The 12,350-nt window shown below is 67.2% G+C and carries 11 protein-coding genes; 8 read left to right on the top strand and 3 right to left on the bottom strand.

Annotated features, from left to right (window positions below):
* Positions 1-100 precede the first annotated feature (100 nt).
* On the top strand, positions 101-1,489 hold the full coding sequence (locus J3U95_RS11755; protein WP_208278779.1) for an amino acid permease: 1,389 nt from the start codon (positions 101-103) through the stop codon (positions 1,487-1,489).
* Positions 1,489-1,653 (top strand): hypothetical protein, encoded by a 165-nt coding sequence (locus J3U95_RS11750; protein ID WP_208278778.1) that lies wholly within the window; start codon positions 1,489-1,491, stop codon positions 1,651-1,653. Before J3U95_RS11755 ends, J3U95_RS11750 begins: the two co-directional genes overlap by 1 nt.
* A gap of 55 nt (positions 1,654-1,708) precedes the next feature.
* Here J3U95_RS11750 and J3U95_RS11745 read toward each other — a convergent pair whose 3' ends face one another.
* A complete protein-coding gene (locus tag J3U95_RS11745; protein ID WP_208278777.1) occupies positions 1,709-3,019 on the bottom strand; it encodes a S41 family peptidase in 1,311 nt (436 codons plus the stop codon).
* A 414-nt stretch (positions 3,020-3,433) separates the two neighbouring features.
* On the opposite strand from J3U95_RS11745, the gene J3U95_RS11740 reads away from it, so the two are divergent.
* The 4 genes from J3U95_RS11740 to lpdA are packed head-to-tail and all read left to right on the top strand — an operon-like array spanning position 3,434 to position 8,477.
* Complete coding sequence (locus J3U95_RS11740) at positions 3,434-4,666, top strand: 3-methyl-2-oxobutanoate dehydrogenase (2-methylpropanoyl-transferring) subunit alpha (protein ID WP_208278776.1); 1,233 nt, start codon at positions 3,434-3,436, stop codon at positions 4,664-4,666.
* A gap of 38 nt (positions 4,667-4,704) precedes the next feature.
* Positions 4,705-5,715, top strand: coding sequence for an alpha-ketoacid dehydrogenase subunit beta (locus tag J3U95_RS11735; protein WP_208278857.1), 1,011 nt, complete (start codon positions 4,705-4,707; stop codon positions 5,713-5,715).
* 4 nt (positions 5,716-5,719) lie between these two features.
* Positions 5,720-7,078 (top strand): dihydrolipoamide acetyltransferase family protein, encoded by a 1,359-nt coding sequence (locus J3U95_RS11730; RefSeq protein ID WP_208278775.1) that lies wholly within the window; start codon positions 5,720-5,722, stop codon positions 7,076-7,078.
* 4 nt (positions 7,079-7,082) lie between these two features.
* Positions 7,083-8,477, top strand: a complete 1,395-nt coding sequence (gene lpdA, locus J3U95_RS11725; RefSeq protein WP_208278774.1) for a dihydrolipoyl dehydrogenase — start codon at positions 7,083-7,085, stop codon at positions 8,475-8,477.
* Between the two features lie 34 nt (positions 8,478-8,511).
* Here lpdA and J3U95_RS11720 read toward each other — a convergent pair whose 3' ends face one another.
* Entirely contained in the window at positions 8,512-9,156 is a 645-nt protein-coding gene (locus J3U95_RS11720) for a TetR/AcrR family transcriptional regulator (RefSeq protein WP_208278773.1), read from the bottom strand.
* A gap of 183 nt (positions 9,157-9,339) precedes the next feature.
* Between J3U95_RS11720 and J3U95_RS11715 the strand changes: the two genes are divergently transcribed.
* Positions 9,340-9,888, top strand: coding sequence for a GNAT family N-acetyltransferase (locus J3U95_RS11715; RefSeq protein ID WP_208278772.1), 549 nt, complete (start codon positions 9,340-9,342; stop codon positions 9,886-9,888).
* Here J3U95_RS11715 and J3U95_RS11710 read toward each other — a convergent pair.
* Positions 9,879-10,259 (bottom strand): hypothetical protein, encoded by a 381-nt coding sequence (locus J3U95_RS11710; RefSeq protein ID WP_208278771.1) that lies wholly within the window; start codon positions 10,257-10,259, stop codon positions 9,879-9,881. The genes J3U95_RS11715 and J3U95_RS11710 overlap by 10 nt on opposite strands.
* 280 nt (positions 10,260-10,539) lie before the next feature.
* On the opposite strand from J3U95_RS11710, the gene J3U95_RS11705 reads away from it, so the two are divergent.
* A complete protein-coding gene (locus J3U95_RS11705; protein WP_208278770.1) occupies positions 10,540-12,138 on the top strand; it encodes a methyl-accepting chemotaxis protein in 1,599 nt (532 codons plus the stop codon).
* Positions 12,139-12,350: the final 212 nt, after the last annotated feature.

Genomic DNA, 12,350 nt, shown 5'->3' with positions numbered 1-12,350 from the left:
CAGGAAGGTTCGCAGAAATAACGCGAACAGCGCCCAGGTTTGCCTGGCCCAAAGGATCAAGTAAAATCCCTGTCTTTCTGGCAAGACCAAGAGACGGACCATGGCCGACGGGCACAACGAACTCAAGCGCGGGCTGAAGAACCGCCACATCCAGCTGATCGCCCTCGGGGGCGCCATCGGCACCGGCCTGTTCCTCGGCATCGCTTCCACCATCCAGATGGCAGGACCATCGGTGCTGCTGGGCTACGCGATCGCCGGCGCGGTCGCCTTCCTGATCATGCGCCAGCTCGGCGAGATGATCGTCGACGAGCCGGTGGCCGGCTCCTTCAGCCACTTCGCCGACAAGTACTGCGGACGCTGGGCCGGCTTCGTCTCGGGCTGGAACTACTGGGTGATGTACATCCTGGTCAGCCTGGCGGAGCTGACCGCCCTCGGCATCTACATGCAGTACTGGTTCCCCGACCTGCCGACCTGGGTCTCGGCCCTGGGCTTCTTCGTGCTGGTCAACTGTATCAGCCTGCTCAACGTGAAGGCCTTCGGCGAGATGGAATTCTGGTTCGCCGTGATCAAGGTGGTCGCGGTGGTCGGCATGATCGTGTTCGGCGTCTACCTGCTGGTGGGCGGCGGCGCCGGCCCCGAGGCAGGCGTGGCCAATCTGTGGCAGCACGGCGGTTTCTTCCCGCACGGCGTGTCCGGCCTCGCGATGGCGATGGCGGTGATCATGTTCTCGTTCGGCGGCCTGGAACTGATCGGCATCACCGCCGCCGAGGCGGACGACCCGGCGCGCACGATCCCGCGCGCCACCAACAACGCCCTGTACCGGATCCTGATCTTCTACATCGGCGCGCTGGCCGTGCTCCTGATGCTGTATCCGTGGCAAAAGGTCGTCACCGGCGGTAGCCCCTTCGTGCTGATCTTCCAGGCGCTGGACAGCGGCTGGGTCGCCAACGTCCTCAACCTGGTCGTGCTGACCGCCGCGCTGTCGGTGTACAACGGCTGCGTCTATGCCAACAGCCGCATGCTGTTCGGCCTGGCCGAACAGGGCAATGCGCCGGCCTCGCTGAAGTACACCAACCGGCGCGGCGTGCCGCTGGTGGCGCTGGGCGTGTCGGCGGTGGCTACGGGTTCGGCGATCCTGATCAACTACTTCCTGCCGCGCGAGGCGCTGGGCATGGTCATGACCCTCGCCACGGCCGCCCTGGTGCTCAACTGGGCGATGATCTCGTGGAGCCACCTGCGCTTCCGCCGCCACAAGGACAGCCTGGGCGAACGGGCGAGCTTTCGCAGTCCGTGGTTCCCGCTGTCGAACTACCTGTGCCTGGGTTTCGTCGCGCTGCTCCTGATCGTGATGCTGCTGACTCCGGGGCTACGCATCTCGGTATTCCTGATCCCGGTGTGGGTGGCCGTGCTGGGCTGTGGCTACTGGCTGCGTCAGCGGCGGGCGGCGGCGCGGGCATCTCACGCCGCGACGAATGAGGCCGGGCGCTAATGGACATTGTGAAGATCGTCTATGCAGTGATCTTCCTGGTGCTCGCCATTCCCAACGCGATCATCGATTACAAGCACAGGAAGAAGAACGCCTATCCGCACGGTAATGCCTGGGCCTACTATTCGCAGCTGGCCAAGGAGGGCACTGGGAAGGCAAGTTCATGATGTGGTCGGGATATATCGGGATTGTCGCGATCCTTTCGATCATTGCATCGACCTTCTATCGACTGCTTACCCGGGAATGACGCTCCGTGTTGACTGTCGTCTCGAGCAGTGCGCCAGGCCTGCCCCCGGCCGGCGGATCCAGGATGAAGCGAGGTAAGGTGATCACGAGGCCCGAATGCGGCAGCCTGGCGTCGCGCACGCCGCCGGACTGGGTCTGGCGGGCGGCCCCGCCGGCGCCTGCCAGCGTGGCGAAGCCGAAATCGCGCATCACATTGGCGAACAGGATGGCCGACGAGTAGGTCGCCGGCCCGATCCGGACCTCGACCTTGCCGTGGAAACGCAGGGGATTGTCCAGCTGGGGTTGGCGCCAGGTTCCGATCTCGCCATGCATCGGCTTGGCGGGGGCGCCCGCCGGGGCGCGCGCCAGCCCGCGGAAGGTCGAGCCGGTCCGGTAGGGTTGCGTGGCCAGATACGGCATCAGGCCGTCCAGCCACACCGCGTCGTCACCGCCACCGTTCCTGCTGACGTCGACTACCAGGCTGGTCGCGCCCTGCTCACGCAGCCGGGCAAAGGCGTCGTGCGTAAACGCCAGGAATGGCGCGGGATCGGCCAGGCTGAAGCTGTCGACCGTCAGCACCGCGCGGCCGTCGCGGCCGATGGCGAGATCGAATGGCTGCCCTGCTTCCTGTTCCAGGACGCGCGGCAGCGTCCGTCGTCCTGGCATGGTGACGGTGCGCCGCACGCCCTCCTCTTCCAGCACCAGTTCGTAGGTCTCGGGTGCGCCGAACGTCTTCCAGTAGTACAACCACCAGCGCTGTCCCAGCAGGTTCGCCCGGAAGCGCGGCGTATCGCCGTGCACCATGGACGACAGGGTGGACACGAGTTCCCCGGCGCCCACGCCATTGACGGAGACGAGGCGGACCGGCCCCGCGTCGGTCCCGTCGAACCGATACAGGGCGCCATCCGGAGCGACGTTCACCTCGAGCGGAAACAGGCTGCCGCCGTCCGCCAGCCAGGCACGCGTCTCCTTGCGCCAATCGGGGAAGCCGATAAAGAAGTGACCGTCGGCCAGCAGCGGATTGAGCGATGCCAGGCGCCGCCATGCCTCGTCGCGCGTGAGCGTGGGCGGCAAACCTTGCGCCATCCGGTCCAGGGCGAGGTGCACGGCGGACGTGTCGGTCGAAAACGCGGGATCCGGATGCATGCGGGCAATCATGGCGCGAACGAAGGCGACATCTCCGCCGAATTCAGCCGCCGTGATATGCCCCGGAACGCCGTCCGCAGCCGCCGCCGACGCGCAAATGAGGGAGAGCGCCGCCAGCGCCGGGCGAGCCAGGGAAAGAAAAGACCATGAACCTCGATGCATGAAGCGCTCCGAAACATTGCCAGATAACTCATCATTACTGGAAGCAATCCTAGCGCGCGGTCAGATGGACTGCCAGATGTTTGCGACAAAACGCATTATCGTGCGACGAATGCAGGCAAACACCGTCTGGACGTCCCCATCCGCGCGTTCGCTTAGCCCGGCCCAAGGACCGTGCTGCCCCGATGCCCTATCGTCCGCATTGGGTCCGCGATGTGCGGCGCACCCATGGCGCATGAAATGCTGCGAGTGCGCCAATCCAGCCGTCCTGCCCCGAATGCCGGGAAGCGAGCGAGACGCGCCGGCCGTCTATGCTGCACAGCAATATGAAAATAGTTTCGCGCAGTTGACGTAAACGTCAACTAAAGGTCTATGATGCCTCTTGCTGCAAAACACCTCAAAAGGGAAAGCATATATATGAGCCAGAGCAATCCTCTGTCGCTGCACGTACCGGAGCCTACCGGCCGCCCGGGCTGCAAGACCGATTTTTCGTTCCTCCAGGTGAGCGCTGCCGGTTCGGTCCGGCGTCCACCGATCGATGTCGCTCCATTGGAGACAAGCGACATCGCCCAACAACTGATCCGCGTGCTCGACGAGCACGGCAATGCCGTCGGCCCCTGGGCCGAGGAGCCCGACCGCGAGCTGCTGCGCTTCGGCCTGCGCACGATGATGAAGACCCGCATCTTCGACGCGCGCATGGTGATCGCCCAGCGCCAGAAGAAGATGTCGTTCTACATGATCTCGCTCGGCGAGGAGGCAATCGGCACCGCCCATGCCCTCGCGCTGCAGGACGGCGACATGAATTTCCCGACTTACCGCCAGCAAAGCCTGCTGATGGCGCGCCAGGTGCCCCTGGTCGACATGATCTGCCAGCTGCTGTCCAATGAGCGCGATCCGCTCAAGGGCCGCCAGCTGCCGGTGATGTACTCGGTGCGCGAGGCCGGCTTCTTCACCATTTCCGGCAACCTCGCCACCCAGTACCCGCAAGCCGTGGGCTGGGCCATGGCCTCCGCGATCAAGGGCGACACGAAGATCGCGTCGGCCTGGATCGGCGACGGCGCCACCGCGGAATCCGATTTCTCGACCGCCCTCACCTTTGCCCATGTGTACCGTGCGCCGGTCATCCTCAACGTGGTCAACAACCAGTGGGCGATCTCGAGCTTCCAGGCGATCGCCGGCGGCGAGAGCGTCACCTTCGCCACCCGCGGCATCGGCAGCGGCATCGCCTCGCTGCGCGTGGACGGCAATGACTTCCTGGCCGTGCTGTCGGCCTCGCGCTGGGCCGCCGAAAGGGCGCGCAGCAACCTGGGTCCGACCCTGATCGAATGGGTCACCTACCGCGCCGGCCCGCACTCGACCTCGGACGATCCTTCGCGCTACCGCCCGGCCGACGACTATGCCCGCTTCCCGCTGGGCGACCCGATCGCGCGCCTGCGCCAGTACCTGACGAACCTGGGCTGGTGGTCGGATGCCGAACACGAGGCCGTGCAGGCCGAACTCGAAGCCGAAGTGCTGGCCGCGCAGAAGGAAGCCGAAAGCTACGGCACCCTGGGCGACGAGCGCGCGCCGAGCGCCGCGACCATGTTCGAGGACGTTTATAAAGACATGCCGGAGCACCTGCGCCGTCAGCGTCAGCAGTTGGGAGTATGAGGATGGCACGAGACGATCAACCCAAGGACATCGCAACGATGCCGATGACCATGATCCAGGCCCTGCGCTCGGCCATGGACGTAATGATGGAACGCGACAACAACGTCGTGGTGTATGGCCAGGACGTCGGCTACTTTGGCGGCGTGTTCCGCGTCACCGACGGGCTGCAGGCCAAGTACGGCAAGTCGCGCGTGTTCGACGCGCCGATCTCGGAAGGCGGCATCGTCGGCACCGCGGTCGGCATGGCCGCCTATGGCCTGCGCCCCGTGGTCGAGATCCAGTTCGCCGACTATTTTTATCCTGCGACCGACCAGATCGTGTCCGAGGCGGCGCGCCTGCGCTACCGCTCGGCCGGCGAGTTTACGTCGTCGATGGTGATCCGCATGCCCTGCGGCGGCGGCATCTACGGCGGCCAGACCCATAGCCAGAGCCCCGAAGCCTTCTTCACCCACGTGTGCGGCCTGCGCACCGTGATGCCCTCCAACCCCTACGACGCCAAGGGCCTCCTGATCGCCTCGATCGAGAACGACGATCCGGTGATCTTCCTGGAACCGAAACGTCTTTACAATGGTCCTTTTGACGGCCACCACGACCGTCCGGTCGTGCCCTGGTCCGGCCATCCGAAAGGCGACGTCCCGACGGGCTACTACACCGTCGACCTCGACAAGGCGGCCATCGTCCGCCCCGGCAACGACGTCACCGTGCTGGCCTACGGCACCATGGTCTGGGTTGCCGAGGCGGCGGCGCGCGAATCCGGCGTCGACGCCGAGGTGATCGACCTGCGCAGCATCTGGCCGCTCGACCTCGACACCATCGTCGAGTCGGTCAAGAAGACCGGCCGCTGCGTGATCGTGCACGAAGCGACGCAGACCAGCGGCTTCGGCGCCGAACTGGCGGCGCTGGTGCAAGAGCACTGCTTCTATCAGCTGGAAGCGCCGATCGGGCGCGTCGCCGGCTGGGACACCCCGTATCCGCATGCGCAGGAATGGGCTTATTTCCCGGGGCCCGACCGTGTCGGCGCGGCCCTGAAACGCGTGATGGAGGGTTGATTCAATGGGTATTCACGTCATCAAGATGCCAGACCTCGGTGAAGGCATCGCCGAAGTCGAAGTGGTGGCCTGGCACGTCCAGCCGGGCGACGTCGTCAAGGAAGACCAGGTGCTGGCCGACGTCATGACCGACAAGGCGACGGTGGAGATCCCGTCGCCGGTCGCGGGCACCATCACGAGCCTGGGCGGCGCGATCGGCCAGTCGCTGGCCGTTGGTGCGGAACTGATCCGCCTCGAAGTCGAGGGCGCCGGCAACCTGAAGGACAATGGCGCGGCCAGGGCCAGCCAGGAACCGGTCAAGACGGCCGCCGCCACCGCGCCGGCCGAGGAAGTGGCCGAGCCGCAGCTCGCAGCCGTGGCGGCCAATGAAGCATCGGCGCCCGCCTCTGCCCCGACCTCTGCCCCCGCCGCTGCCTCCAGGCCGGCGCCGGCCGCGCGTCCGGCGCCAGTGTCGAAGGGCGCACCGCAGTTGCGCGCCGAAGGCGAAAAACCCCTGGCCCCGCCGGCCGTGCGCCAGCGCGCCTGGGACCTGGGCGTCGAGCTGCAATTCGTGGCCGGCAGCGGCCCGGCCGGCCGCATCACCCATGCCGACCTGGATGCCCACGTGGCCGGCCACCGCGGCGGCGCGGCCAATGGCGGCCTTGACGAACGCTACGCCGAGCAGCATGGCGAGCATGCGACGCAAGTGATCGGCCTGCGCCGCAAGATCGCCGAGAAGATGCAGGAAGCCAAGCGCAACATCCCGCACTTCACCTATGTCGAAGAAGTCGACGTCACCGAACTCGAGGCGCTGCGCCTGCAGCTCAATGCCCGGTATGGAGCGGAAAGAGGCAAGCTTACCCTGCTGCCGCTGCTGATGCGCGCCGTCGTGCTGGCCCTGCGCAGCTACCCGATGATGAGCGCGCGCTACGACGACGAACGCAATCTGCTCACCACCTATGACGCGGCCCACATCGGCATCGCGGCCCAGACCGACAACGGCCTGATGGTGCCGGTGGTGCGCCACGCCGAGTCGCGCGACCCGTGGTCGAGCGCGGCCGAGATTTCCCGACTGGCCGACGCCGCACGCACCGGCAAGGCCACGCGCGAGGAACTCACCGGCTCCACCATCACGATCACCAGCCTCGGCGCCCTGGGCGGCATCGTCACCACGCCGGTGATCAATCGTCCTGAAGTCGCCATCGTCGGCGTCAACCGCATCGTCGACCGACCGGTGATCAAGGACGGCGCCATGGTCGCGCGCAAGATGATGAACCTGTCGTCCTCGTTCGACCACCGCGTGATCGACGGCATGGTGGCGGCCCAGTTCGTGCAGGCGATCCGCGGCTACCTCGAATTCCCCGCAACCCTGTTCGTGGAGTGAGCCGATGGAGACGATCAATACGACACTGCTCATCGTCGGCGGCGGCCCGGGCGGCTACGTGGCCGGCATCCGCGCCGGCCAGCTCGGCATCCCGGCCATCGTGGTCGAGAGCGCGAATCCCGGCGGCACCTGCCTGAACATCGGCTGCATCCCATCGAAGGCGCTGATCCACGCGGCCGACGAGTACCACAAGGCCGCCACCTACGCGGCCCAGGAATCGCCGCTCGGCATCAGCGTCGAGTCGCCGAAGATCGACCTGGAGCGCACCGTGGCCTGGAAGGACGGCATCGTCAAGCGCCTCACCGGCGGCGTCGGGCTACTCCTCAAGAAACAGGGCGTGCGGGTGGTGCACGGCTGGGCCAGGGTCCTGGACGGCAAGACCGTCGAAGTCGAGGCCGACGGCCAGGAAACGGTGCGCATCCGCTGCGAACACCTGCTGCTGGCCAGCGGTTCGCAGGCGGTCGAGCTGCCGTTCATGCCCTTCGGCGGTCCGGTGATCTCTTCCACCGAGGCCTTGTCCCAGGACAGCGTGCCGCGGCGCCTGGTGGTGGTCGGCGCCGGCTATATCGGGCTGGAGCTGGGCACGGCCTACCGCAAGCTGGGCAGCCAGGTGACGGTGGTCGAAGCGGCGGAGCGCATCCTGCCGGCCTATGACGCCGACCTGGTCAAGCCGGTGGCCAAATCGCTCGAGCGGCTCGGCGTCGAGTTGCGCCTGGCGACGTCGGTACTGGGAATTGAGGGCGAGCGCGTGAAAGTGCGTGACGCTTCCGGAGTGGAGGCCTACCTGGAAGCCGACAAGGTGCTGGTGGCCGTCGGCCGCAAGCCGGCAACCACCGGCTGGGGCCTGGAAAACCTGATGCTCGACATGGCGGGACGCGCGATCAAGGTCGACGAGCAATGCCGCACCTCGATGCGCAATGTGTGGGCGATCGGCGACCTCACCGGCGAGCCGATGCTGGCCCACCGCGCCATGGCACAGGGCGAGATGGTGGCCGAGATCATCGCAGGCAAGCGCCGCTGGTTCCAGCCGGCGGCGATTCCGGCGGTGTGCTACACGGATCCCGAGATCGTCGTGGCCGGCATGTCGCCATCCGAGGCGCAGGCCGCCGGCATCGACGCCATCCAGGCCAGCTTCCCGTTCAGCGCCAACGGCCGCGCGATGACGATCGAGGGCACGGACGGCTTCGTGCGCGTGGTCGCACGCAAGGACAACCACCTGATCCTCGGCTGGCAGGCGGTCGGTGTCGGCGTGTCGGAACTGGCGGCCGGCTTCACCCAGTCGATCGAGCTGGGCGCCCAACTGGAAGATGTCGCCCGCACGATCCACGCCCATCCGACCCTGGGCGAGGCGGTGCAGGAGGCCGCGCTGCGCGCACTCGGCCACGCCCTGCACATCTGAGCATGTCTGCCGCCCCGCGCGGGGCGGTGTTCACCTACGCCGGTCGGGCGCGCGTGCGCGGCGGCGCGGCCAGCGCCGTGCCCAGGCGCAGCGCGGTCTCGACCGCGCGTTCGATCGGCGGCTGGTAGCCATCCTCGATCCAGCGCAGGGCGATGTGGATCACGCCTCCGATCACCCCCGCCTGCAGCAATTCATCGTCGGCCGCCTCGGCCCCCATCACGCGCGCGACTTCGCGGCCGATCGCGCGCAGCGAGGCGTCGAAAGCCTGGTCCACGGCGCGGCTCACGCCCCGAATCTCGACCAGGAACACGCGCGCCGACTGCGGTTCGCGCTGCAGTGCCGCGAAATACGCGTGCAGCATCGCGCGCGACCGCGCCACCCGGCCGCGCCCGGCCGCCTCGCCTGCGCGCAGGATCTCGCCCAGCACGGCGTAGGTGACGGCATTGTAGGAATCGATCAGCAGCGCCTCGCTGTTGGCGAAAGACTCGTAGAAATATCGTTCGGTCAGGCCGGCCGCTTCGCAGACCGCTTTCACGGTCGCCTGGTGGTAGCCACGCTCGCCGTAGACGGCGATGGCGCCCGCGATCAGGCGGCTGCGGCGCTCGGCGCGGCGCTGCTCCTGCGACTGGCCTCGGTACGAGCGCGTGAGCGCGGGCGTATTGGATAGCTCATGGTTCATCGCCACATTTTGACACAAACTTGCCGTGAGTTATCAAAAAGCGACGAGTCTCGGTATGCGTGCAGGGTTCGGAGCGCCCGCGGCGGTCCTTGCCGCCTGCCGCGCGAGGTGAGATCATCGCGCTTTTGACTGTCCGGCGCTGACTGCCAGCTTCATCGTGGAAGTGGCCAGCCTGAACCATCCATGGACGTAATTCGTACCGAAAGACTGCTGCTGCGCACCTGGCGCGACGACGATGTCGCCCCGTTCCACGCGCTGGACCAGGACCCGCGCGTCCAGGCATTCCTGCCCGGGCCCATGAGCATGGCGCAGGTCGAGCGCTTCATGGCGATGCACAATGCGATGCAGCGCGACACCGGTATGTGCTACCTGGCGATCGAGGTGGTGGATAGCGGTGAACTGGCCGGCTTCGTCGGCCTCAAGCGGCACCATGACACGCTACCGTTCGCTCCCTGTACCGACATCGGCTGGCGCCTCGGCGCCGCGCATTGGGGCAAAGGCTATGCCACCGAGGGCGCGGCGGCCTGCCTGCGCCACGGCTTCGAGGCGCTGGGCGTGGACGAGATCGTCTCGTTCACGGTGCCGGACAACCTGCGTTCGCGCCAGGTGATGGAGCGGCTGGGAATGCGGCGCGCCCCCGAAGCAGATTTCGACCACCCCGCCCTGGCGCCCGGTCACCGGCTGGCGCGCCACGTGCTGTACCGCCTGGCGCGCCCAGCCGATCAAGGCTGACGTCGGGCGGTTCCCTGGTCGTACTCGTCGTCGTCGGCATCGGCGGCGCCTGCCTCATTCTGGCGCGCAGTGTCCATATTCCCTGCGGGACCCGACTGGCGGTTGCCGCCCCCCTGGAAACCCCGGTCCGACTGCTCGTCGTTCGCGCCCCCGGCCAGCAGGTCGTCGGTGCGGCCGGCCTGGCTTCCCTGGCCGCCTTGCTGCAATGCGCCATCGCGCTGGCGCTGGCGCTGGGCCGGATCCTTGCGCTCGGCGCTGGCGCCGACCTCTCCCGTGGATCCGGCGCCCATCGTCGCCGCGCTGGTGGTGCCGTCGGTGACCTGGTCCCAGCTGCGTCCCTTCACGTCCTTGCCTTCGTTTTGCGTCGACATGGCGATCTCCTCATGTTCAATAATATGCCTCCCATCCTAGCCGCCCAGCCCGCGGCGGCAAATAGGCGGGCGACCTCGCATCTTGTAGGACTCGGCGCGCCTGGCGCTGACGGTGACGATTCGTCACGCATTTTTGCTGCGCAGCAACAAACCTTTGATTATTGCGATACACTATCGGTGTGCGCATCTCGATTGATGCCTGTTATGCATCGGCCCCGCCTCCGCCTCGCCCTTCGCGAGCGGCCTGGCGGTCGCGCCGCCAACCAGGAAAGAATATCCAGTGAAGAATCTGAAAATAGGCGCCCGCCTGGGGCTTGCCTTTGCCGTCGTCCTCGTCCTGCTCTTGACCATGGCCGCTACCGCCCTCACCCGCATGCAAACGGCCGGCGACCTGACCTACCGTCTCGTCAATACCAGCACCAAGAACCAGTTCACGACCTCTGAATGGCGCAAGGCGATCGAACTGACCGACGCCATGATCGACACCGTCTACCATGCTGGCGACGCTGGCGTGGTGGCGCAGCTCACGCCGCGCCTGCGCGCGACGATCCGCCAGGCCGAGGCCCTGCAGGCCGACGTCGACGCCAACCTGCTCAACCAGAAGGTGCGCGTGTTCCTGGACCGCGCCAAGGAACTGCGCGGCGCCTATGACGGCGCGCGCGAAGCCGTGCTCGAAGCCAAGCTGGCGGGCGACCCGGTCCGCCTCGAACAGGCCTATAACGCCCAGTTCGTGCCGCGCGCCCGCGCCTTCGAGGCTGCGCTGGAAGAATTCGCCAACCGCCAGAGCGCCGCCACCGCCGGCGTCGGCACCACGATCCTGGATTCTTACGCCGAAACGCGCATCATCCTGCTGGTGCTCTCCGTGGCCGCCATCGCCCTTGGCGCCGGCTTTGCCTGGTTCATTACCCGTTCGATCACCGCGCCGCTGCGCCAGGCGGTCGAGGTGGCCGAGCGCGTGGCCGACGGTGACCTGGGCAGCCGGGTCGACGCGCAAGGCCGCGACGAGGTGGCGCAGCTGATGGAGGCGCTGGGCCGCATGAACGCTGGCCTGGCGGCGATCGTCGGCCAGGTGCGCGACGGCAGCGCGGCGATCGCGCAGGCGTCCGGCGAAATCGCCAGCGGCAACCAGGACCTGTCGAGCCGCACCGAGCAGCTGGCCGGCTCGCTGGAAGAAACCGCGGCTTCGATGGAAGAACTCACCTCTACCGTGCGCCAGAACAGCGAGCACGCGCGCCGCGCCAACGACCTGGCGGCCAGCGCGGCCGGCGTGGCCGGCGAAGGCGGCAGGATGGTCGACGAGGTGGTCGGCACCATGGGCCGCATCGACGCCTCGTCGCAGCGGATCGTCGACATCATCGGCGTCATCGACGGCATCGCCTTCCAGACCAATATCCTGGCCCTGAATGCGGCGGTCGAAGCGGCCCGCGCCGGCGAGCAAGGGCGCGGCTTCGCGGTCGTCGCCGGGGAAGTGCGCACCCTGGCCCACCGCTCGGCCGCGGCGGCCAAGGAGATCAAGGGCCTGATCGACGATTCGGTGAGCCAGGTCCAGCAAGGCACCCAGCAGGTAGCGCGCGCCGGCGCCACCATGGGCCAGATCGTGGACGGCATCCGCCAGGTGACCGTCATCATGGGCGAGATCGCCGCCGCCAGCGAGGAACAGAGCGCCGGCATCGACCAGGTCAACACCGCCATCGCCGAGATGGACCGGGTAACCCAGCAGAACGCCGCCCTGGTCGAACAGGCGGCGGCAGCCGCCGATGCGATGCGCGAGCAGGCCGGGCAGCTGTCCGCCGTGGTCGGTACCTTCCGCCTCGGGAGCGGCGAAGCCGCCGTGGCGAAGCCGCAGCAACGCCAGGTACGCCCGGCTCTGCCGGCCTGAAGGATCGGCCCATAGTGGCGGCCTGCCGCTGACATTGCAACATCGTAGTTTTACGCATGTTGCAAATTTGCCGCAAGGCAACCGAAGTGCCGGTTTTGCGGGTTATACTGGTGGCCTTCGATATGGCGCTGCGCGCGACGTTCCCGCCGGGGACGAATGCGTGGCGCCTGCTGGTCCGGCCGCGTCCGCGGCCAGCCTGCAGTCACCAAGCA

It is taken from the genome of Massilia oculi (assembly GCF_017582745.1).
Lineage (GTDB): Bacteria > Pseudomonadota > Gammaproteobacteria > Burkholderiales > Burkholderiaceae_D > Telluria > Telluria oculi_A.
This window is presented reverse-complemented; position numbering and strand designations above follow the sequence as displayed.

Bases quoted from the DNA above. Each gene is read 5' to 3' on its own strand.
- J3U95_RS11755 (WP_208278779.1), top strand. From the start codon at position 101: ATGGCCGACGGGCACAACGAACTCAAGCGCGGGCTGAAGAACCGCCAC.
- J3U95_RS11750 (WP_208278778.1), top strand. From the start codon at position 1,489: ATGGACATTGTGAAGATCGTCTATGCAGTGATCTTCCTGGTGCTCGCC.
- J3U95_RS11745 (WP_208278777.1), bottom strand. From the start codon at position 3,019: ATGCATCGAGGTTCATGGTCTTTTCTTTCCCTGGCTCGCCCGGCGCTG.
- J3U95_RS11740 (WP_208278776.1), top strand. From the start codon at position 3,434: ATGAGCCAGAGCAATCCTCTGTCGCTGCACGTACCGGAGCCTACCGGC.
- J3U95_RS11735 (WP_208278857.1), top strand. From the start codon at position 4,705: ATGCCGATGACCATGATCCAGGCCCTGCGCTCGGCCATGGACGTAATG.
- J3U95_RS11730 (WP_208278775.1), top strand. From the start codon at position 5,720: ATGGGTATTCACGTCATCAAGATGCCAGACCTCGGTGAAGGCATCGCC.
- lpdA (WP_208278774.1), top strand. From the start codon at position 7,083: ATGGAGACGATCAATACGACACTGCTCATCGTCGGCGGCGGCCCGGGC.
- J3U95_RS11720 (WP_208278773.1), bottom strand. From the start codon at position 9,156: ATGAACCATGAGCTATCCAATACGCCCGCGCTCACGCGCTCGTACCGA.
- J3U95_RS11715 (WP_208278772.1), top strand. From the start codon at position 9,340: ATGGACGTAATTCGTACCGAAAGACTGCTGCTGCGCACCTGGCGCGAC.
- J3U95_RS11710 (WP_208278771.1), bottom strand. From the start codon at position 10,259: ATGTCGACGCAAAACGAAGGCAAGGACGTGAAGGGACGCAGCTGGGAC.